The organism is Arthrobacter alpinus (assembly GCF_900105965.1).
Lineage (GTDB): Bacteria > Actinomycetota > Actinomycetes > Actinomycetales > Micrococcaceae > Specibacter > Specibacter alpinus.
This window is the reverse complement of sequence record NZ_FNTV01000001.1, coordinates 1,511,072-1,531,893: the sequence shown is the minus strand read 5'-3', so window position 1 is coordinate 1,531,893 and position 20,822 is coordinate 1,511,072. Positions and strand designations below refer to the sequence as shown.

General features: G+C 59.5%; 17 protein-coding genes and 1 tRNA gene. 8 read left to right on the top strand and 10 right to left on the bottom strand.

Annotation, left to right across the window (positions count from 1 at the left end):
• Positions 1-30 precede the first annotated feature (30 nt).
• From BLV41_RS07225 to glgC, 4 genes are all read right to left on the bottom strand, one after another.
• Positions 31-501, bottom strand: coding sequence for a GNAT family N-acetyltransferase (locus BLV41_RS07225; protein ID WP_083360643.1), 471 nt, complete (start codon positions 499-501; stop codon positions 31-33).
• 61 nt (positions 502-562) lie between these two features.
• On the bottom strand, positions 563-1,615 hold the full coding sequence (locus tag BLV41_RS07220) for a YeiH family protein (RefSeq protein WP_280138580.1): 1,053 nt from the start codon (positions 1,613-1,615) through the stop codon (positions 563-565).
• Positions 1,609-3,048, bottom strand: a complete 1,440-nt coding sequence (locus tag BLV41_RS07215) for an SDR family NAD(P)-dependent oxidoreductase (protein WP_074711180.1) — start codon at positions 3,046-3,048, stop codon at positions 1,609-1,611. Before BLV41_RS07215 ends, BLV41_RS07220 begins: the two co-directional genes overlap by 7 nt.
• Complete coding sequence (gene glgC / locus BLV41_RS07210) at positions 3,045-4,475, bottom strand: glucose-1-phosphate adenylyltransferase (RefSeq protein ID WP_074711179.1); 1,431 nt, start codon at positions 4,473-4,475, stop codon at positions 3,045-3,047. Before glgC ends, BLV41_RS07215 begins: the two co-directional genes overlap by 4 nt.
• Positions 4,476-4,581: 106 nt before the next feature.
• On the opposite strand from glgC, the gene glgA reads away from it, so the two are divergent.
• A complete protein-coding gene (gene glgA, locus BLV41_RS07205; protein WP_074711178.1) occupies positions 4,582-5,784 on the top strand; it encodes a glycogen synthase in 1,203 nt (400 codons plus the stop codon).
• 120 nt (positions 5,785-5,904) lie between these two features.
• Here the strand turns inward: glgA and BLV41_RS07200 are convergent, their stop codons facing one another.
• Positions 5,905-7,971, bottom strand: a complete 2,067-nt coding sequence (locus BLV41_RS07200) for an HNH endonuclease signature motif containing protein (RefSeq protein ID WP_083360641.1) — start codon at positions 7,969-7,971, stop codon at positions 5,905-5,907.
• Positions 7,972-8,271: 300 nt separating this feature from the next.
• On the opposite strand from BLV41_RS07200, the gene BLV41_RS07195 reads away from it, so the two are divergent.
• Positions 8,272-9,054, top strand: coding sequence for a DUF6318 family protein (locus BLV41_RS07195; protein WP_074711176.1), 783 nt, complete (start codon positions 8,272-8,274; stop codon positions 9,052-9,054).
• A gap of 293 nt (positions 9,055-9,347) precedes the next feature.
• Positions 9,348-9,980, top strand: coding sequence for a hypothetical protein (locus BLV41_RS07190; protein WP_244516777.1), 633 nt, complete (start codon positions 9,348-9,350; stop codon positions 9,978-9,980).
• Between the two features lie 69 nt (positions 9,981-10,049).
• Here BLV41_RS07190 and BLV41_RS07185 read toward each other — a convergent pair whose 3' ends face one another.
• Both BLV41_RS07185 and BLV41_RS07180 read right to left on the bottom strand, forming a co-directional pair.
• The gene (locus tag BLV41_RS07185) at positions 10,050-12,125 is read right to left on the bottom strand and encodes an acyl-CoA dehydrogenase family protein (RefSeq protein ID WP_074711175.1); all 2,076 of its coding nucleotides are present in this window, start codon (positions 12,123-12,125) and stop codon (positions 10,050-10,052) included.
• A gap of 2 nt (positions 12,126-12,127) precedes the next feature.
• Positions 12,128-12,883 (bottom strand): TetR/AcrR family transcriptional regulator, encoded by a 756-nt coding sequence (locus BLV41_RS07180; RefSeq protein ID WP_244516776.1) that lies wholly within the window; start codon positions 12,881-12,883, stop codon positions 12,128-12,130.
• A gap of 65 nt (positions 12,884-12,948) precedes the next feature.
• Here BLV41_RS07180 and BLV41_RS07175 point away from each other — a divergent pair, with 65 nt between their 5' ends.
• Genes BLV41_RS07175 through BLV41_RS07165 form a run of 3 tightly spaced genes read left to right on the top strand, consistent with a single transcriptional unit; the run spans position 12,949 to position 16,627 of the window.
• On the top strand, positions 12,949-14,343 hold the full coding sequence (locus BLV41_RS07175; RefSeq protein ID WP_083360639.1) for an acetyl-CoA C-acetyltransferase: 1,395 nt from the start codon (positions 12,949-12,951) through the stop codon (positions 14,341-14,343).
• Positions 14,344-14,348: 5 nt separating this feature from the next.
• Positions 14,349-15,725 (top strand): 3-oxoacyl-ACP reductase, encoded by a 1,377-nt coding sequence (locus BLV41_RS07170; protein WP_074711174.1) that lies wholly within the window; start codon positions 14,349-14,351, stop codon positions 15,723-15,725.
• Positions 15,722-16,627, top strand: coding sequence for a MaoC/PaaZ C-terminal domain-containing protein (locus BLV41_RS07165; RefSeq protein ID WP_074711173.1), 906 nt, complete (start codon positions 15,722-15,724; stop codon positions 16,625-16,627). Before BLV41_RS07170 ends, BLV41_RS07165 begins: the two co-directional genes overlap by 4 nt.
• Before the next feature lie 105 nt (positions 16,628-16,732).
• Here BLV41_RS07165 and BLV41_RS07160 read toward each other — a convergent pair whose 3' ends face one another.
• Positions 16,733-17,521 (bottom strand): DUF2786 domain-containing protein, encoded by a 789-nt coding sequence (locus BLV41_RS07160; RefSeq protein ID WP_139244242.1) that lies wholly within the window; start codon positions 17,519-17,521, stop codon positions 16,733-16,735.
• 246 nt (positions 17,522-17,767) lie between these two features.
• A tRNA-Leu gene (locus BLV41_RS07155) sits at positions 17,768-17,850 on the bottom strand.
• Positions 17,851-18,038: 188 nt separating this feature from the next.
• Here BLV41_RS07155 and BLV41_RS07150 point away from each other — a divergent pair.
• Together BLV41_RS07150 and BLV41_RS07145 are read left to right on the top strand one after the other, a co-directional pair.
• Positions 18,039-19,343 (top strand): M20/M25/M40 family metallo-hydrolase, encoded by a 1,305-nt coding sequence (locus BLV41_RS07150; protein WP_074711171.1) that lies wholly within the window; start codon positions 18,039-18,041, stop codon positions 19,341-19,343.
• Positions 19,344-19,354: 11 nt separating this feature from the next.
• Positions 19,355-20,512, top strand: a complete 1,158-nt coding sequence (locus tag BLV41_RS07145) for an acyl-CoA dehydrogenase family protein (RefSeq protein ID WP_074711170.1) — start codon at positions 19,355-19,357, stop codon at positions 20,510-20,512.
• Positions 20,513-20,542: 30 nt separating this feature from the next.
• Here the strand turns inward: BLV41_RS07145 and BLV41_RS07140 are convergent, their stop codons facing one another.
• Complete coding sequence (locus BLV41_RS07140) at positions 20,543-20,782, bottom strand: DUF5703 family protein (RefSeq protein ID WP_044575850.1); 240 nt, start codon at positions 20,780-20,782, stop codon at positions 20,543-20,545.
• Between the last annotated feature and the right edge of the window lie 40 nt (positions 20,783-20,822).

Here is a 20,822-nt window from a genome sequence, read left to right as displayed (position 1 = left end):
ACCTCCGTCACGATGGGCACTGGTGGAGGATCAACGCCGTCCTGGGTTTCGGGGAGAGGCGGCCTGAGTGCCAAATGTGAAGTGGGTGACCGGCGACGCTGTGGCGCCCTGCGCGCGGTAGAACGCTAGTGCCCCCACATCTGCGTCGTCAGCTGGGACGAATATTTCGTGGATGCCTTCCAATGCTGCGGCGGCGCGCAGTTCCTGTATCAGGCTGGCCGCGATGCCGCGCCGTTGGTGGTCTTCCCGCACCGCCAGATCGTAGATAAGTATCTCTGACGAAGGGGAGCGGGTCATGGGCAATGTGTGTCCGGTGAGTCCACCTACCGCCTCCTTACCGTCAAAGGCCGCAATCGCCCAGAAGGAATCACGGCTGAGAAGCTCCTGAACGTATCCGCCGGGGAGGTCCTGGAGGCCCTCCTCAAACACGGCGGCCATCATCGCAATCATTTGGGCAGCCACGGTCTCGTCGCCGGGGCGCAGCCGTCGGATCTCCACCATGGGTCGATCATGCCATGCCTTTATTGCAGAATCTACGACATCGCACGAGACCGTGCGGCGTTTAGCCGGCCATGAGGTGCACGGCACCGAACGCCAACGAGGCAATGAGGGCCCACGAGCACAACGCCATAACGGTTGCGCGCAGACCCGTCTCCAATAGATCCCGCACCCGCACACTGGAGCCGAGACCAAACAGGGCAGCACCCAATGCAATGTCCTGGATCAACGCGCCGCCTTCGATGACACCGTCAGCCAGCCAGCCGGTGCTTCGCAGTGCAGCCATGACTAGAAATCCCACTACGAATAGGGGAACCAAGGGCGGAAACTTCGGGGCCGTGCCCGCATTTGTGAGCAGGTGCGCGCGGGCTTGCCGTTTGCGTTCGATCGCACCGGCAACGCCAACAATTGGAGCCAGCAGCACCACGCGCGTCAACTTGACCACCACGGCGGCGCTCAAGGCAACCGCTCCGGCCGTCTGTGCCGTGGCCACCACCTGACCCACATCATGCACGCCTGCGCCAACCCACTGGCCAAATTGCAGGGGAGATAGCCCCAACGGGGTCATCAGCAGCGGCAGGATGCCAATCGCGAGTGTGCCACACAGGGTCACGAGGGCAACTGGGAGCACGGTATCTTCGTGCCGGGTTCCCTTCACGGCTGCCATGGCCCCAATGGCCGAGGCCCCGCAGATGGAAAAGCCAGTGGCGATCAACAGCGGTGTGTCTCCACTGAGCCTAAACAGCCTTCCCAAGGCCAAGGTTCCGGCAAAACTGAGCACCACCACGGCTACCACCAGCAGCACACTGACCCAGCCGAGATTCATAATGTCGCTGAGGCTCAGCTTCAGGCCGAGGAACACAATGCCCACCCGCATGAGGTGTTTGCCGGCAAAATTCAGCCCCGCCCGCCATGGACCCTGGCACAGGGCAGAACTGCCAGGCAGGTTCACAGCCGCAATGCCAAGGACGACGGCGACTGTCATGGCAGGCAGCATCGGCACCAAGCGATGGACCATGAGAGAAACGGCAACCGCCAGTAGGGCAGCGGCGAGGCCCGGCGCCAGGGTTCGCACCCTAGCGCCAAAGGCGGGGCTGGCGCCGTCGGGCTTTACCACGGGCTGGGCTTGTAGTCCTTCAGGAATACCCCGAATTGGTCTTCTCCGGACTCGCCCATCACGATCGGGTCGTAAACGCGGGCCGCGCCGTCGACCAGGTCCAAGGGGGCATGGAAGCCCTCCTCGGCCAAACGCACCTTTGTGAAGTGCGGGCGTTCATCGGTAATCCAACCTGTGTCCACCGCTGTCATCAGGATTCCGTCTTCGTCCAGCATTTCTTGGGCGCTGGTGCGTGTCAGCATGTTCAATGCTGCCTTGGCCATGTTGGTGTGTGGGTGACCGGGGCCCTTGTAAGCGCGGGAGAACTGGCCTTCCATGGCGGAAACGTTCACGATGTATTTGCGATTGGCATCCGAGGCCTTCATGGCCGGTCGCAGGCGCGAAACCAGCAAGAAAGGGGCGGTGACGTTGCAGAGCTGAACTTCCAGCATTTCCAGGGGATCAACCTGGTCGACAACCTGCGTCCAGCTATTGATCGTGGCCAGGTCCGGGACCAGGCCACCGGCGTCAATGGCAGTTCCAGCCTCGATGCGTTCCAACGATGCGGAGCCCATTGAGAGGGCCAAGGCAGCGATTTCATCGCCCGCAAGTTGGGGCTTGTCCATCATCTGGGTGGCCAGCGCCAGCGGGTGCTTGTCATGCGCGTGACCAAAAGTCACCAGCTCCGGCATGGGGGAATCGGTGGGCAGTTCCTCAAGCTCGGCGTCGACCAGCGGCTTGTAGGCATTGCCCGAGCGACGAACCGTCTGGGCGGCGTTGTTGATGATGATGTCGATGGGTCCGGCCTCAATAAGTGAGTCGGTCAGGGCCACCACCTGAGTGGGGTCGCGGAGGTCGATTCCAACTATGCGCAGCCGGTGGAGCCAATCAGCGCTGTCTTCCATTGCCGCGAACCGGCGGGCGGCGTCCTTCGGGAATCGCGTGGTGATGGTGGTATGAGCCCCGTCTCGCAGGAGACGCAGAGCAATGTACATGCCAATCTTGGCGCGCCCACCGGTCAGCAAGGCACGTTTGCCGGTCAGGTCCGTGCGGGCGTCTCGTTTGGAGTGGTTAAAGGCGGCGCACTCCGGGCACAACTGGTGGTAAAACGAATCCACCTGCGTGTAGTGCTGCTTGCAGATGTAACAGGGGCGGGAACGCAGAAGCGTTCCCGCCGTAGCACCTGTGGTTGACGGCTTGAGCTTGTTGCCCCGAGTTTCATCGTCGATGCGATCCGGTGCCGCTGTTGCTGTTTTGGCAAGAACGGCCTTGTCTGCGTCATTGATAGCGTCGCGCTTTACATTGCGGCGGTATCGCTTGACTGCTTTAAACATCTTTCCTGTTGCCCGGCGAACCAGGACATAGTCGGGATGTTCTTCGTCATAGACATGGATGCTTTCCAAAACCTTGATGCAATTTTGGATTTCTTCGGGGGTTAAGTCAGGGGCAGTCACCTCGCAATTTTAGCCTCTTCGACGGACACCGCCGACCCAATGGCAATGATCTGGTTTTCCACGACCTGGTCGAGGGTATCTTGAGCAATGTCGTCGTTGCCGACTGCAAGGGCAAGGGCTTCTGGAATTTCAGCAGCTGCCGCCAACGACAAGGCCCGTTCGGCCTCATCCGGGACCGGGACAATTTGGCCCTTGCTCAAGACGGTCAATCCCGACTCCGTCACGGCAAAGCCGCGAGCCAAATCCAGTGCGGGATCAAGGCCAATGGTGGCCCCGGCTGGAATTTTGACGTTCTTGTCAATGATGGCCCTGCGTACGACGGCGCCAGCGCCGACGCTTACCTTGTCCATAAGGACAGAGTCCTGGACACGGGCACCCGTGGCAACGAAGACGTCATTGGAAAGCACCGAGTTTTCCACGACGCCACCGGAAACCACAACACCCGGGGCAACAATGGAGTCCAGTGCGGCTCCAACAGAGTTGTGCTCCCCACGAACGAACTTCGCCGGCGGTGAGGTGGTTCCACGGGTGAAGATCGGCCAAGCCCTGTTGTACAGGTTAAAGACGGGCACGGGGGAAATCAGGTCCATGTGGGCGTCGTAGTACGAATCGATCGTCCCAACGTCACGCCAGTAGTTACGGTCCCGATCTGTTGCATCCGGGATGTCATTGGTGGAGAAGTCATAGACGTAGGCTTCGTTTCGGTCTACGAAGTACGGGATGATGTCGCCACCCATGTCATTCTTCGTGTTTTCCTTGACCGCGTCCTTCTCAAGCGCCTCAACGAGGGCATCGGCGTCGAAGACGTAGTTGCCCATGGAAGCCAGGAACTGGTTCGGGGCATCGGGCAGGCCCGGAGTTGATTCGGGCTTCTCGACAAAAGCGGAAATCTTGTGGGCGCCAATTGCGCCGGCAACTTCCTCGCCGTCAACCTCGATAACACCGAACTGGTCCGCCATTTCCAACGGCTGGCGGACGGCGGCTACCGTGGCGCGGGCGCCAGACGCGATGTGGCTTTGAACCATCTGCTCAAAGTCCATGCGGTACACGTGGTCCGCGCCGACCACAACAACAATGTCCGGTTCGGCGTCGACAATAAGGTTCATGGACTGATAAATGGCGTTTGCGCTGCCTAGGAACCAGCTCTTTCCGCGCCGCTGCTGAGCGGGTACGGAGGCCACGTAATTCCCCAACTGTGTTGACATACGCCATGTCTCAGAAATATGACGGTCCAAACTATGCGACTTGTATTGAGTCAGCACCACAATCTTCAAATATCCAGAATTTGCCAAATTAGACAAGGCAAAGTCGACCAACCGAAAACCCGCAAAGGGAACGGCTGGTTTTGCACGGTCTGCTGTCAAGGGCATCAACCGTTTGCCCTCACCGCCTGCTAATACGATCGCCAGAACTTTCTTTACTGACATGATCCAACCTCCGACAGCTTGGTATAGATGCGCTTCGTTGCGCCATGTGCGGGTCACAACAACTTCACACTAGAACAATTTCGTCCGGACAGACTACCTTGAGTATGTGCGTATAGATATTGTGACGAAAGAATTTCCGCCCGAGATTTATGGAGGCGCCGGTGTCCATGTTGCCGAGCTTAGCCGTGTCCTCGCAGCGAAGGTCGATTTGAGGGTTCACGCCTTTGGCAAACCTCGAGATGCGGACTTTCACGGAGCGACGGTCAGCTCGTATGAAAACCTGCCCGAACTCGATGGCGCTAACGCCGCTGTGCAAACTCTTGGCGTTGATCTTCAGATAGTTCCCGAGATCGCAGGCTCCAGCCTTGTGCATTCACATACGTGGTACGCAAACATGGCCGGCCATATGGCGGCGTTGCTGCACGGCATTCCGCACGTCTTGAGCGCCCATAGTTTGGAGCCGCTGCGCCCTTGGAAAGCCGAGCAGCTCGGCGGCGGCTATGCCGTTTCCTCGTGGGTGGAGAAGACTGCTTATGAAGGCGCAGCCGCCATTATTGCCGTGTCCGATGGTATGCGTCAGGACATCCTGCGCAGCTACCCGGATGTGGACCCCGAGAAGGTCAAGGTAATCCACAACGGGATCGACGTTGCCTCATGGCAGCGCGATGAGAAGGATGACGCCGTCCGAGCACTTGGCATCGATCCGGACCGTCCCAGCGTTGTTTGGGTTGGTCGAGTGACGCGTCAGAAGGGTGTGCCGTACCTGTTGAAGGCCGCCGCAGCACTGCCGCCCGAGGTTCAGCTGGTGCTTTGCGCCGGTGCGGCCGATACTCCAGCTTTGGGTGCAGAGGTCAACGCCCTGATTGAGGGTCTCAAGGCTGAGCGTGACGGTGTTGTGGTCATCGAACGGATGTTGCCCAGGGCCGAACTGATTCAGGTTCTCAGCCACGCCACTGTCTTTGCTTGCCCGTCCATTTATGAACCCTTGGGAATTGTGAACCTGGAAGCTATGGCCTGCGGTGCAGCTGTTGTTGCCAGTGCTACCGGCGGTATTCCTGAAGTGGTAGCCCACGGTGAGACTGGTTTACTGGTTCCCCTTGAACAGGTTTCCGATGGAACCGGGACTCCTCTTGATCCGGATAAGTTCGTTGCTGACTTTGCCGCGGCAATGATCGAGGTGGTTAACGATCCCGCCCGGGCACGTTCCATGGGTGAAAAGGGTCGGCAACGCGCCACGGATCATTTTTCATGGGAATCCATTGTTGATCAGACTTTGGATGTCTACAAAAGTGTTCTTCCCCAGGACTAATAGTGTTTGTAAAAAATTCATAAATGAAATGTGACATTTAGATGTCATATTCTAGTTGAACTGCATGATTTGACTAGTTGAACAGCGGGCTTTGATCTTTGGATCGGGGTCCGTTGTTTTTTATTGTTTGGTGGTGTTTGTGTTGTTTTGGGTGTTCCAGCCTTGGTTGTAGGTGGTGGGGTAGGTGGGTGTGGGGAGGCCGTGGTGGTAGGTGTTGTGGCGTGGTGTTTGGGTGGGGTCGATGAGGTAGGGCGGGGTGAAGTGTGGGGTGAAGTGTGGGGTGCCGTGGATGAGTTCCATGGTCCAGTCGGTGGTGTGGATCATGGTGTGGTGGTGGCTGCAGAGCAGGGCTGCGTTGTTGAGGTTGGTTTCGCCTCCTTGGTGCCAGGGGATGATGTGGTGGGCTTCGCACCAGAGGGCTGATGCTGTGCAGGCCGGGAAGGTGCAGCCGAGATCGCGGGCGAGGAGGAGTTTGCGTTGGGCGGGTGTGAAGAGTCGTTCGGTGCGGGCGGCGTTGAGGATGTCTTGACCGGTTCCCAGGGTGATGCGGGTGATGTCGGGATCGCACAGGGATTGCTCGAACAGGGTTAGTGGTACGGGGCCGTGGTGAACGGTGAAGGCGAGGCCTTGGTTGTCGTTGCGGTCGAGGTCTTCTTGGCGGGTGGTGATGATGAGTTGAGCTTTCAGTCCGCCGTTGAGCGGGAGCGTGTCGGTGCGGGCGGCGAGTTTGAGGCAGTCGATGACGCCATCGAGGAGTTTCTGCGCGTAGCTCCGATCATCTTTCACGGCCGGGTCGGTATTGTTCGGATCGATCGGGTCTAGACCCGCGACCATCTCTTCTGAGCCCGGGGGCGGTACCCGCACCCCACCATCCGTTGTGCCAGTTCCAGTGTTGGTTGTGGTGGTGGGTGGAGCGGTGGTGGCCTCTGGTGGGGTGAGGGGTCCGGTGTCGTCCCAGATCGGATCCCACCCAGCATCGCCTGGCCCCGAGGGATCCAAAGAACCTGACGCACCTGAGGGATCAGAGGGATCAATGGGTTCTCGGGGTTCCGGGGGTTGGGTAGAAGCTTTCGGCGCCGATGCACCCGAGGAATCGTCTGGGGATTCACCCAGGGATTGAGCTGGGGATTGAGTTGGGGAGTGATCGGGTGGTGTGGGGTTGGTGGGGGTGAACAGGGTGGCGAATTCGGCGAGTTCCTCGAATAAGGTCGCTTGTTCTGTGAGTTCCTGCTCCTGGAGCCTCCCCACGCCACCTGCCAGACCCGCCGAGTCTGCCGCAGCTGTGGTGTCTGTATCGCCTGCATTGGTGGTGGTGGTGGGGTTGATGTTTTTGTGGTGGTTGGGGTTTGTGAAGCGGCTGATGATGGTCATGATGGTTTCGTGTTGTTCTAGGGTGAGGTAGCCGTTGAAGCCGACGAGTCCGCGGCGGGGTTGGCGGAAGGTGATGCCTTGTTTAGCGCGGAGTTCGGCGGGGCCGGGTTGTTGACCATCGGGGTCTAGAAGGCTCATGACGCGGGTACCGATGCGGCGTAGGAAGTCTGGGTTCTCGTTTTGTCCCGAGGTGACGAGGGTGCTTTGGACCTCGTGCAGGGTTGTGGCGCTGATTCGTCCGTCGTGGAGCAGGGTTTGAGCGTCGGTGACGAATTTAGAGACCATGATGGCTTGTTCTTGACCGATTGTTCCGGTGAGGAACGCTTGGCCCAGGACGGGTTGAGTCGGTGGGGTCGGGGTCCCGGTGATGGTATCGATCGTGGGTAGGATCGCCTCGGCTAGCCCGAGCCGGCGGGCGGCTTCACCGGTACTGATCTGTAGTGATTGCACGAGCATTTCCTTGGGTCCTCGGGTCCCGAGGGCCGTGTAGCGGCCGGCACTGGTGCGGTGGGCTATTTCGGCTGCGGCCTGGACGTTGAGGGCTTGCTGGAACCGGGCCAGATGTTCTAGGTCTTGAGCCCAGCCCACTAATTCCTGATCACTCAACCCACCCAGCTGAACACCACACACCACCCCACCCGCAGCAGCCGTGGCGGTGGTGGCAGTCTCACCAACAGTGGTGTCGCCAACAGCGGATGTGGTGGTGGCGTGGACGAGGGCGTGGGCAAGATTGAGGAGTTGATGAATGTGTTCACCAACCCGTGTATCGCCTCCCACCGGTGAACGGTGTTCCGGCTGTCTTGCCGTTGTACTCATACATATATTCTAAAACAGGGCTCTGACATTCATCCCAGCCCCTGGCCCATTGCTGCACAAGTATCCACCGGTGAGGGGCTGTGGAGGAATCAACCCCGCCCGTAGCGATAAGCCCTTGCTGACCTGCTGGGTGGTGGTGGGGTGTCTTGTCCGTTTGGATAAGGTTCGGTCCGTGGTGGTTCGGGGGTGTGGATAAGTTCTGGCAGGATCTGGTGGCTGTGTGTATTTTGGAAGGAAGCCACACGCGGCGGGCCTCAACGAGGAGGCCTGCTACTCCTACAGCACCTCTGGGGGCCGGTGATGATGGACAGCAACACCACAACCACACACGCCATAACCATGCAGGGACAGGGCCAGCCACACCAACACCACCACGGCGACCGGCATCAGCACCGGCACGGCGACGGGTATGGGTATCGAAGCGGGCGCCGTGGGTGGGTGGTTCCAGGGGTGGTGGTGTTCCTTAGCGTGATGCTTGTCCTGTCTGGGTGCACCAGTTCCGGTGATGATCCGAGCCCAGGAGTCACCTCACCGGCGGGCACAGCAGGAGAAACCACACCCCCCACCACGACCACGGCCGTGCCGCCGCCCACGGCCGCGGTCTACAAGCCCGCGAGCGATACCGGTCCAGCCGAAAATGTACCCAAACCCGTGTTACCGGCGAAAGCCCAAGAATTCAGCAAGGAAGGCCTGATCGCCTTCACCGAATACTGGTACAGCACCCTGGGCTACGCCTTCGAAACAGGCGATCCCGAACCCATGATGACCATCACCGACCCCGGATGTCGAACATGCAACGCCATGAAAGAGGCCGTTGTTCCATGGCACGAGGAAGGCAGATGGATTGTCGGGGGACAGATGCATGTCCTAAGTTCAGACACTCCATTCACTCCGGCCGCGGATGGAAACTACCAGGTAACGCTGATGGTCAGGCAGCAAAATGTTAAGTACTACCGCGGCGATAAAACGCTGGCTGAAGATCGTGGCGTGAAGCCAACGGTGGCTGACATTCTTATTGCGACCTATGGTTCCGGCCGTTGGACTGCTATCACGGTGGAACACCTACAGGGGAGTGGGGCGTGAGTCGGCGACAACCCAGCTTGGGTGGAATTATTGGGGCAGTCAGTCTTGCCACAATTCTTCAAAGTGGAGTGGCGTCCGCATCGGTGGCGGAAGCGAATGATCCTCCTATCGCGGAGTGGATTGACTCAGGAATTGAGACAAGCGGGTGGGTGTCGATTCCGGGCACTGACGATGAGTACGGACGGTCACCGTCGCAAGGAACTTCAGATCCACTCATTTACGATGCGCGTGTGGCTTGCACCTCTGGTGACAGCAGGATATTCGAAGAATGTGCCCAAGTGATGCCGTCATGTATGTCCAATATCGATAGTCCTGACGGTAAGCCCGGCACTGTCGTTTACTGGTACGTCGCAGAAGCCTCCAAGACTCCACCTGTTTGGGCTTTTCATTCTGGTCCCGAGTGCATCCATGGTGAGAAGCCTCGTGACATCCTGGCTGAAATAGCCGCTTCAATAGCTCACGAGTTTCAACGCAGCCCCATCGTCGCAGCCACGATCGGCAGCCAACCCGGCCCCCACACCCTCCGCGGCAAGGAAACCAACGTCTGGGCCGAAGCCACCACCCAAACCTTCAACCTCACCATGCTCGGCCAGCAAGTCACCATCACCGCCACACCCACCGCCTACACCTGGAACTACGGCGACGGCACCATCTGGGGCCCCACCCCCACCCACGGAGCACCCCTCCACCAAGACCGCATCGGCGAACAAACCCAAACCAGCCACATCTATACCGAAACCGGCCACCTCACCATCAACCTCACCACCCACTTCAACGGCAGCTACACCGTCAACAACGGACCACAACTACCCATCCCCGGCCAAGGCAACATCGCCTCACCGCCACTACCCCTCACCGTCTGGCGGGCAAAAACCAACCTCTACGCCGACAACTGCATCCAAAACCCACAAGGCACCGGCTGCTAAACCAACGCAGAAACGCACGAAGGCGACACCCGGATGAGGGTGCCGCCGTCGAACATTACCGAAGAGGGACTACTTTTTCGCGGACGCCTTGGCCCTTTGAATCAGGATCTTTTCGTCAACAGGACCATCTGAGCTGGCTCGAAGATTCCGGAAATAGTCGCGGGCCTCGTCTTGGCGCTCACGCTCAATGCCGGAAGCGATGGTGGCGCGAAGGTGTTCGGGCCCATAGCCAAATGCGTCCACAAGGTTCAAGGCGTGGGGGCGCATGTTTGCGAGGAGTCGATTGATGTATGGCGCCAGGGTGCGTGCACGCTGCATCGAGATGCGGCCATTCATCAGATACCAATCCAGGTGCTTTTCGATCAAGCCCAGACCAAATATGTCACGCAGCTTGGTCAGAATTCTCTTGGTTCCTGCGTCCTCGATCCGGGCCAAAGCGGTGGTGAATGCTTCCCATTGCAAGAGTTCGGCGTGCGCCCGGGCGGCCTCGATGAGAGCGTTTTGGTTGTCATTGAAGATTGCCGCACCCTTGTGCTTGGGTAGTTTGGCGGCTTCCTTAAGTGCGCTGGCAGTCTCGGCCACCATGGTCTGGACGCGGTCTGCCAGCAATTGGCGCTGGGTATCTTCGTCCTTGAGTGCCTTGGCTGACTTCTGGGCAGAACCTGTGTCGGCAAGGGCTTGAACAACTTGACGCAGCCCTGTCTTGTTCAAGGTCAGATCGGCCGCCTGCCCCACCACAAACCGTGCCAGGACACCGAAGTCAAGGTTGCTGAACTCCTTGCTGTAGTCAGCCAGAAGCCGCTTGGCCACAAGTTGCAGCAGGACCGTGTTGTCGCCCTCAAACGTTGCGTAAACGTCCAAATCGGCGCGAAGTGACGTGAATCGGTTCTCCACCATGAAACCGGATCCGCCGCAAGCCTCGCGGCATTCCTGCAGGGTATCCAAAGCATGCCATGTGGTCAGTGACTTCAATGCTGCTGCCAGCGTTTCCAGATCCTGGCGGTCCTCGTCGGTGTCATGCTCACCGGAGAATACGCCGTCGAACTTCACAAGAAGTTCCTCGTGGGCGAAAGCAGCCGCGTAGGTGGTGGCCAAGAGGGGGAGTAACCGGCGTTGGTGGCGCTGGTAGTCCAGCAAGACAACTTCCTCAATATCCGAGGCGGCGTTGAACTGCCGGCGTTCGGTGGCGTACTGAATGGCAATTTTCAAAGCCACCTTGGACGCGGCGACGGCGGCACCATTTAGGGAGACTCTGCCCTGAACCAAAGTGCCGAGCATGGTGAAAAAACGGCGTCCCGGGCTCGAAATTGTGGAGCTATAGGTGCCGTCTGCGGCTACATCGCCGTACCGGTTGAGCAGATTCGTTCGTGGGACGCGCACGTTATCAAAGGCAAGGCGGCCGTTGTCGATCCCGTTCAGGCCACCCTTGATGTTGTCATCAAGGCCTTGAATACCAGGGCGGAATTCCTTGGTTTCCGGGTCGCGCAACTCGACGTAGAGTGCGTGGACACCGTGGTTGACGCCTCTCGTGATGAGTTGGGCAAACACCACGGCAGCGAGCCCGTCGACGGCGGCATTGCCGATGAATTCCTTCCACGCTGCGCGGAATGGAGTGTTGATGACGAACTCCTGCGTTGCCTCATCGTAGGTGGCCGTTGTAGCAATCGAGGCTACGTCGGAGCCGTGGCCGATCTCGGTCATGGCAAAGCAGCCCGGGATATCCAGGTTCATGATGCCCGGCAACCATTTGTTCTGGTGTTCCTCGGTCCCAAGGTGCAGAACCGCAGAGCCGAAGAGGCCCCATTGAACGCCACCTTTGATCTGCAGTGAAGGATCGGCGAGGACTAGTTCCTCAAAGCCAGCAACGTTGCCGCCATGGTCGTCACTTCCGCCAAGCCGGGTGGGGAACGCACGGTGGACGCCATTTTGCTTTACCAAGATGCCGAGCTGCTCGAAAACACGACGGCGGTGTTCCGTGTGGCTCAACCCTTCAACCTTGTGGAGTTCCGGCCTTCCTGCCAACTCGCGGGCCGCCAAACGGACCTGGGACCATTTGCCCAGTAAGAGTTCGCCCAACGCGGCGACGTCAACGGTGGCGCCATCGTGTTGCGCTGCCGAAGAAACCGGAGTCAATACATTGGTCATGATTATCCTTCTGCTGCGGTTGTTGAAATGGGGGAGGCGGAGAGCAGCTGCCCCACGCCGTCGAATAGCCAAGCGGAAATCTGTTGCGCCATTGCCGCGGAGTCTGGTTTTGCGGGATCGTCCGGGGCCTGCAGCCACAGTTCACCGGTGGTGCGGACTAGGCCGATCGCGGCCGTGGGCCAATATCCCAGCAGTGTGGACTCAGGGTCACCCAAGAGATGGCGCAATGGCTCGGTGAGCATGCTGGTCACGGAGTCGAAGAATCCGCTGAGTTCGCCAGATGGCCGTCCTTCACCGTCGGCCGGGATGGTCGAGAAAAAGTACACGTTCGGTGAGGTCTGCGCCATTTCAAGGTAGGCGGCAACCATTGCCGTCACGCCTTCCCTGGGCTGGGTGGCATTTTTCCGAGCTGCCGCGATGGTGTCCTGCATGTTCCGGATGACGACGGCGCCCACAGCCTGCCGCAGTCCCGATTTGTCACCAAAGTAGCGGTAGAAGACAGACTTTGACGTTCCTGCCGTGGCGGCGATGTCTTCCATGGATGCATCCGGGCCGAGCTTGTGAATGGCGCGTCGTGCGGCTTTGATCAAGGCACGACGTCGCTCCTCCCGGTGGGTTTCCCATCGCGCCGAACGCCCGTCCACAGTGGGTTCGCTGGGCTGTTGGCCACCACTTAGCGGGGCATCATGAGAGCCAAGCGGCTGGCCGGGCATGGAAGAAGGAACTGGCGTGGCCGACTCTCGTTGTAACGTGTTCACGATACTCAGCGTATCAGGTACGCTGAGTATCAGTAACACAAGGCGTTCCCGAAGGAGAGAGCTTCATGACCACCCCCACAACATCAGGCAACGAATCCGTATCCGATCAGTCCGGTACTCTGACGCAGCCAATTTCAACAGCAAATGCCGCCCCTAAGAACCCAGGTATTCGCAAGGCCGTCATTGTTGGTGGAAATCGCATTCCCTTCGCACGATCCGGTGGCGCCTATGCGCATTGCTCCAATCAGGACATGCTGACTGCCGCGCTGGATGGTCTCGTTGCCCGTTTCGGCCTCGCGGATGAAGAAATCGGCGAAGTCGCCGCCGGAGCCGTCCTTAAGCATTCGAGGGACTTCAACCTCACGCGCGAAGCCGTCCTTGGTTCGGCGCTGGCAGCCACTGCTCCGGCCTATGACTTGCAGCAGGCCTGTGCCACGGGCTTGGAAGCTGTTGTGGGGCTCTCCAACAAGATCAAGCTGGGTCAGATTGAGTCGGCCATTGCTGGTGGAGTCGACTCTGCCTCGGACGCGCCGATTGCTGTCAGTGAGGGCCTGCGGGCCATCCTTCTGGACCTGAACCGGGCCAAGACCGTGGGCCAGAAGGCCAAGATCATCAGCCGCATCCGCCCTAAGGACCTCACCCCGGATGCGCCGTCTACCGGCGAGCCGCGAACTGGATTGTCCATGGGTGAGCACCAGGCCTTGACCACGGCGCAATGGAAGATCAGCCGCGAAGCCCAGGACGAACTCGCCTTGGCCAGCCACAAGAACCTGGCCGCCGCCTACGACCGCAACTTCTTTGATGACCTCGTGACGCCGTTCCGCGGGCTGACACGTGACTCGAATCTTCGGGCTGACACATCCCTGGAAAAGTTGGCCACACTCAAGCCTGTGTTTGGTAAGTCGTTGGGTGACAACGCCACCATGACTGCCGGCAATTCCACCCCCTTGACCGATGGTGCGTCTGCGGTTCTGCTGGCCTCCGAGGAATGGGCACAGGCACGTGACCTGCCCATTCTTGCCGAGGTTTTGGACGGCGAGGCTGCGGCAGTGGACTTTGTTCATGGCAAGGACGGGCTGCTCATGGCACCGGCTTTTGCGGTTCCGCGGTTGTTGGCTCGCAACGGCCTGACGCTGGATGACATCGACTACTTCGAGATCCACGAAGCCTTCGCCGGCACAGTGTTGAGCACGCTGGCTGCATGGGAAGACGAGGAATTTGGTACCACCAGGCTGGGTTTGGATGGAGCATTGGGTTCCATCGATCGCCAGAAGCTCAACGTCAATGGCTCTTCTCTAGCTGCTGGCCACCCCTTCGCCGCTACGGGCGGCCGGCTGGTTGCAACACTTGCCAAAATGCTCCATGAACGCGGTGACGTTGACGGCCGTCCGGCTCGTGGCCTGATTTCGGTCTGCGCCGCTGGTGGCCAGGGCGTCGTGGCAATCCTGGAAGCACGGTAATCCCTATGACAACTCAAAATGCGGCTGCCGGCCTGCGCGAGAAGGCAGACAAATACACGGAATTCGTGAGTCGGGGCTTCGGCAAGGATTTGGCCAAGCGGCTGGGCCTGCCCCAGCCCGTCATCCTTCGCCGGTACAGCCCTCAGGCTCCCTTGGTGGACGGGCCCATCTTGGTCCTTGGCCAAGGTGCCGGGGCCGACGGCGTTGCCAAGGTGCTGCTCGATTGGCACCAAGACGTGCGCCGGCATGCAACACCGAAGGAAAAACTCGGCGCTATTGTGGCGGTGCTCGATGAGCTAGGTCATCCAGAGCAACTCTCGGAAACAATGCTTACCATCGGCGCTGCATTGCGCGACCTGAACAAGAACGCCCGAGTTGTGACGATCTCCCGTCCTGCCGTGGCCGCCGATGCGCCCGCGATTGCGGCAGCGCGCAACGGAATTGATGGGATTGTGCGTTCTCTTGCCAAGGAATTGCGGGCCGGAGCCACAGCAAATGGCATCCTCTTGGCGAATGGAGTCTCCGCCGCGGATCCCAGTGCAGTGTCCACACTGCGATTTTTCCTCTCTGGCCGTTCCGCCTTCGTTGACGGACAATTCCTGACGGCTTCTTCTGCAGGATTGTCCGAACAGCCTGATTGGGCAAAGCCGCTGCAGGGGAGTGTCGCCGTCGTCACCGGAGCGGCGCGAGGAATTGGCGCGGCTATTGCCCGGACCTTGGCAAGGGATGGGGCAACCGTCATCGCCGTTGACGTTCCGGCGGCCGGGGACCATCTCGCGGCTGTTGCCAACGAGATCCGGGGCACCGCATTACAGCTGGACATCACCAATGTTGATGCGGGCCAGCGGATTCTGGAGCATGCACGACAGCGCTATGGCCGCCTCGACATCGTTGTCCACAACGCGGGAATCACGCGTGATAAATTGTTGGCCAACATGGACAACGCCAAGTGGGATTCGGTCATCGCCGTCAACATTGCCTCTCAGCTGCGCATGAATGAGGCGTTCTTGGCCAGCAACGACTTTGTCACGAACCCACGCATCATCAGCGTGGCGTCAACCAGTGGCATTGCCGGTAATCGAGGGCAGACCAACTACGCCGCTTCCAAGGCTGGTGTCATCGGCATGGTGCGATCCACCGCGCCGATGCTGGCCGAACGCGGTGGCACGGTCAACGCCGTCGCACCCGGCTTTATCGAAACGGACATGACGGCAAAGATCCCGTTTGCCACGCGGGAGGTGGCCCGCCGGCTCAATAGCCTCCAACAGGGCGGACGGCCCACTGACGTTGCCGAGGCCATTGCCTTCTTTGCCCAGCCGGCTGCGGCGGGAGTGACTGCAAATATCTTGCGCGTCTGCGGCCAGAACCTGGTGGGGCAATGACGGACGCCACGTTGTTGACAGAGATGCCCTCACTGTCAAAGCTTTATGTCAATGCGGCGGCAAGTGCAGCCAAGGGCAGGCTCCTGCGCAGTGCGCCCGTGGTGGCGTTGCCATCACGGGCAGTTGAGGTGCGCGGAGTCCGGGCTGACTTGGCGAAGGTTACGGAGTTTGCTCACCTCATGGGTGAGCCAGCCCGCGATGTATTGCCCTCGGGCTACCTGCATGCCTTGGTGTTTCCCGTGGGAATGAGTGTCATGGTTCAGGATGACTTTCCGCTGCCATTGCTTGGCATGATTCACCTGCGCAACCAGGTGGAGCATTTTTCACCGGTGCTCTTTACGGATGAGCTTTGTTTGCGGGCTTGGGCGCGGGATCTGACGGGGCACCGCAGCGGCACCCAGGTGCAAATTGTGGCCGAGATCCACAGCGCTGACGGCACAGAACTCTTGTGGCGTGGGGTCTCGACGTATCTGGCCAAGGGAGTGTTCCTTCCCGGTCTGGACAAGCCAACAGCTGCGGCGCAACGGCTTGATTTTGTGCCCCCGACTCCCACCGCACAGTGGAAGCTGGGCGTCGACACAGGCAGGGCCTATGCTGCTGTTTCGGGTGATTTCAATCCGATCCACCTCAGTGTCTTGACTGCAAAGGCGTTGGGTATGCGTCGCTCCATAGCCCACGGTATGTATGCCGCATCTCGTGTCCTGGCTACCGTGCCGCAGTCCAAACCGGAATCTTTCGCTTGGGACATCTCCTTCGATTCCCCAGTTTTCCTTCCGGCTTCGGTTTCCTTGGAAGTTGTGGACCGCAGGACGGACGACGGCGTTTGGCTGAGTTCGGCATTTACCGCCTGGAATGTGCGAACCGCCAGGAAGTTCTTCAGCGGAACCGTCTCGGCAAGCTGAGTGCCAACAGGCAGGGAAAAGGGACGATTCCTTACGGGAGCGTCCCTTTTTGCCGTTGGACTTAGTCGGTCGTGGATTCTTCTTAGGTGCAGGCCACCCCGCAGATCACTGTTGCCAGCCCGGCAGGGCGGGACGGGCCGCTACCTGAACCTCACTATTGACGGTGGCCTGGGTGCCCGCGTAGCTTCCAGCCGCGTGCGCTGTGCTTGATCCTTGTGAGATTGTTTGGGGGCGGGCATTGCGAAGTGCCGGGTGGAGGAGCCTAACATGATCGTCGGCCCGCTCCCGGCGCCCCGTGAGGACCAGCTCATTTCCTGACGCGCCCTGGACGGATTCGAGATTGTAGAGTGCCTCGATGCGATCGGCCACGGTGGTGAGAAAGCCGAGCTGAAATTGCCGGCGTTCCAGAGTCTTTTCGTGCGTCGAAAGGTAGGGCTTGTACGGGTAGTTCAGCCACCATGTCTGCATGGCAGCGGCGAGTTGGACCTGCAAGGAGTTGAAGAGCCGCACAATCTGCCCTACATCAGAGTCCGCCCCGATCAGGTACAGGATCTTTTTGCTGCTGCCGGTTGCGTGGAGAACCCTGACCGTGCTGAACGCCAAGGCAATGGCCGTGAATCCACGAGCCTGCCCTACGCGGTAGGCACCCGTGAGTTCGAACCGTTCCTCGATCATGGGTTCCTGCGGCTTGCCCGCCTTGCCAGCCTCGGCGTCAATCATTGCCTGTTCAATCCCGTAGCGGACCATGAGCCGTTCGGCGTGTTCCTGGAACGCTTGAGCTTCGGCGGGGAAAGGAGTATTTTCTGCTTTCGCCAGCAGTGCAGTGATGAGTCTGAGCGTCTTCTTCGCTTTGTGGGCAGTGGGTGCTGTTGTGGACGCGCTGCTCGGATCCATGACGCTGTGCTCCTTACCCGTGAAACTGGAATGCTGGGATGTGAACTGAAGAAAACGGGCCAGCGCCACGTGATGATACTTTCATGCTGTGGTTTGTAGAGTAGCGCGGGGCTCCGACATTCTGGCAGCTAACCTTGAATCTCGGCTTTGGTGATTTCAATCACATTTTAATGAATTTCATTGGAGAGAAATATTTGGAAAAACAAAAGACTCCCTGAGAACCGAAGTTCTCAGGGAGTCTGTCAGTGCGCGAGAAGGGACTTGAACCCTCACCCCGTTTCCAGGACCAGCACCTCAAGCTGGCGCGTCTGCCATTCCGCCACTCGCGCAGTGATCACAGCGGACCAATTCTTCCTTTCGGTTGAACCGTTGTCCGCCGCAGCAGCGATGAAAACAATACACGAGTTTTCCCAGAAACAAAAATTGAGGCAAAGGGGTACATTCTTTACCTCCCAAAGGCGGTCAAAGACCCCGAAAGGTAGGGTGGGTTGTACGTCATCCCACAAAGGAGTTTCCCGTGAATAACGTCAGGCCACAGGACGAAGTTGCCGGTATCTGTGCAGATCTCATCCGATTCGACACCAGCAACTATGCAGACAATGAGGGGCCGGGGGAGCGGGCGATCGCCGAGCACACCGCTGCACTGATTTCTGAAGTTGGATTCTCACCGGAGTTGTATGAGTCCGCCCCGGGCCGGGCCAATGTTGTCACCCGGGTTGAAGGCACCGACTCCTCCTTGCCGGCTCTCGTTGTGCACGGCCATCTTGACGTGGTTCCAGCCCAAGCCAGTGACTGGAGTGTTGACCCCTTCGGTGGGGAGGAACGTGACGGCTTGATCTGGGGCCGCGGGGCCGTGGACATGAAGGACATGGACGCCATGATCCTCTCCGTCATGCGCTCCATGGGACGGGAAGGCCGGCGGCCCAAGCGGGACATTATTTTCGGGTTCTTCGCCGATGAGGAAGCCGGCGGCACTTACGGTGCGCGCTGGAGCGTCGACAACCGGCCCGATCTCTTTGAGGGCGCCACCGAGGCCATCTCCGAGGTGGGCGGCTTCTCCACCGACATCAACGGCAAGCGCGCCTACCTTCTGCAAACCGCAGAAAAGGGGTTGGCGTGGCTTCGCCTGACGGCTCACGGACGCGCAGGGCACGGTTCACACATCAACACGGACAACGCCGTGACCCGCCTGGCCCGCGCCGTAACTCGAATCGGCGATCACGAGTGGCCCATTGAGTACACGGACACCACTCGGGCCTTCCTTGAAGGTGTTTCCGAACTGACCGGAATTGAGTTCGACGAATCAAACCCCGACACCCTGCTGAGCCAGCTCGGCACCGTGTCCCGTTTTGTTGGCGCCACCTTGCAGAACACAGCCAATCCCACGTATCTCAAGAGCGGCTACAAAGCCAATGTCATCCCGGGCACGGCTGAGGCCATGATTGATATTCGGACGCTCCCGGGCCAACACGAGCAGGTTCTGGAGCTTGTCCGCGAGCTTGCGGGCGACGGAATCGACATCTCCACGATCCATAACGATGTTTCGCTTGAAACACCCTTCACCGGCAACCTCGTGGACGCGATGATCGATTCACTTCATGCGGAGGACCCGGGATCCACAGTCCTGCCCTACACCTTGTCCGGTGGCACGGACAATAAGTCATTGAGCCGTTTGGGTATCACAGGATACGGATTCGCCCCGCTGCAGCTGCCCTCCGATCTGGACTTCACCGGAATGTTCCACGGTGTTGATGAGCGTGTACCTGTTGACTCACTGAAATTTGGTGTCCGCGTCCTGGACCGCTTGTTGAGCAACTACTAAGGGTTCGGGTCATGAGTGTTGAATTGAGCGAGCTCCTCCCGGATGAGTTGCTTGAGCGTTTCCGGGCCCGTGCCAAGGGCTATGACGAGCGCAATGAGTTCTTCTTTGAGGATCTCGAGGAGCTTAAGTCCCAGGGGTACCTGCGCATGTTTGCTTCCACGGACGACGGCGGACTCGGCTTTGGCCTGGCCCAGGTGGCCGCCGCGCAGCGAAGGCTGGCGACGGCGGCCCCGGCCACAGCCTTGGCGATCAACATGCATTTGGTGTGGACCGGTGTCGCGCATCTCTTGGGGCAGCGCGGGGATGACTCGCTGCGGTTTGTCTTGACGGAGGCCGTGGCGGGTGAGGTTTTTGCCTTCGGCAACTCGGAAGCGGGAAACGACTCCGTGCTGTTTGATTCCAACACCGTGGCCGAACCCTTGGGCGGTGGCAGCTATTCCTTTACGGGAACCAAGATTTTCACTTCGTTGTCCCCGGCCTGGACCCGGCTGGGCGTCTTTGGCAAGGACTCGTCGGGGCAGGACCCGCTGCTGGTCCATGCCTTCATCACGCGCGAAACACCCGGATACTCCATCAAGGACGACTGGAACACCCTGGGGATGCGGGCAAGCCAATCGAACACCACTGTTTTAGACGGCGCCATTGCGCCGGCTGATCGAGTGTTTCGAAAGTTGCCCGTGGGACCTAATGCCGATCCCTTGATTTTTGCGATCTTTGCCTGCTTCGAGTCGCTTCTGGCCGCCGTGTACACGGGTCTGGGAGAAAGGGCGCTGCAGATTGGTGTGGCCACCGTTCACAAACGCACGTCCAAGAAGACTGGCAAGAGCTACGCGCAGGATCCGGACATCAGATGGCGGATTGCCGACGCTGCGATGGCCATGGACGGGCTTTACCCGCAGCTGGAATCGGTGGTGCGGGATATTGATGAGTTGGTGGATCACGGTGGGCAATGGTTCCCCAAGTTGGTGGGACTGAAGGTCCGTGCCACCGAGACGGCCCGCACCGTGGTGGACCTCATGATTCGCGTCAGCGGCGGCGGGAGTTACTTTGCCGGCAATGAGCTGGGCCGGTTGTACCGTGACGTCCTGGCAGGAATGTTCCACCCGTCCGATGACGAATCGGCCCACTCAACTATCGCTTCGGCGTGGCTGGGGCCGCTGGAACCGTAGATGAAGTAAGACCGATCTGCGGAGGCCGCTCTAGTAGATGTCCAGGGTCCGCTCCACACGCAGGACTTTGCGCCGCATGAGGTATTTACGTTCGCCGCCCATGTACAAGGTGCTGCGTTCGAGTTCCCATTTTCCGTATTCTGCGTGTTCTCGAAGGCGTTGGTAGGCTCCTGGCACGGACTCACCGGGACTGACAGTGATGACCAGATACTCGAATTGCCGGATGGGTGCCCCACGGCCGGACGCTGCCGGTTTCAACGTTTCTCGCATTGACTGTCCCTTCTGCAAATGGCCTTCAAACCCTGCGCTC

Excerpts from the sequence above, each read along its gene's own strand:
- BLV41_RS07225 (WP_083360643.1), bottom strand. The coding sequence starts at position 501 with ATGGTGGAGATCCGACGGCTGCGCCCCGGCGACGAGACCGTGGCTGCC.
- glgC (WP_074711179.1), bottom strand. The coding sequence starts at position 4,475 with ATGTCAGTAAAGAAAGTTCTGGCGATCGTATTAGCAGGCGGTGAGGGC.
- BLV41_RS07200 (WP_083360641.1), bottom strand. The coding sequence starts at position 7,971 with ATGAGTACAACGGCAAGACAGCCGGAACACCGTTCACCGGTGGGAGGC.
- BLV41_RS07195 (WP_074711176.1), top strand. The coding sequence starts at position 8,272 with ATGATGGACAGCAACACCACAACCACACACGCCATAACCATGCAGGGA.
- BLV41_RS07190 (WP_244516777.1), top strand. The coding sequence starts at position 9,348 with ATGTCCAATATCGATAGTCCTGACGGTAAGCCCGGCACTGTCGTTTAC.
- BLV41_RS07185 (WP_074711175.1), bottom strand. The coding sequence starts at position 12,125 with ATGACCAATGTATTGACTCCGGTTTCTTCGGCAGCGCAACACGATGGC.
- BLV41_RS07175 (WP_083360639.1), top strand. The coding sequence starts at position 12,949 with ATGACCACCCCCACAACATCAGGCAACGAATCCGTATCCGATCAGTCC.
- BLV41_RS07170 (WP_074711174.1), top strand. The coding sequence starts at position 14,349 with ATGACAACTCAAAATGCGGCTGCCGGCCTGCGCGAGAAGGCAGACAAA.
- BLV41_RS07165 (WP_074711173.1), top strand. The coding sequence starts at position 15,722 with ATGACGGACGCCACGTTGTTGACAGAGATGCCCTCACTGTCAAAGCTT.
- BLV41_RS07160 (WP_139244242.1), bottom strand. The coding sequence starts at position 17,521 with ATGGATCCGAGCAGCGCGTCCACAACAGCACCCACTGCCCACAAAGCG.
- BLV41_RS07145 (WP_074711170.1), top strand. The coding sequence starts at position 19,355 with ATGAGTGTTGAATTGAGCGAGCTCCTCCCGGATGAGTTGCTTGAGCGT.
- BLV41_RS07140 (WP_044575850.1), bottom strand. The coding sequence starts at position 20,782 with ATGCGAGAAACGTTGAAACCGGCAGCGTCCGGCCGTGGGGCACCCATC.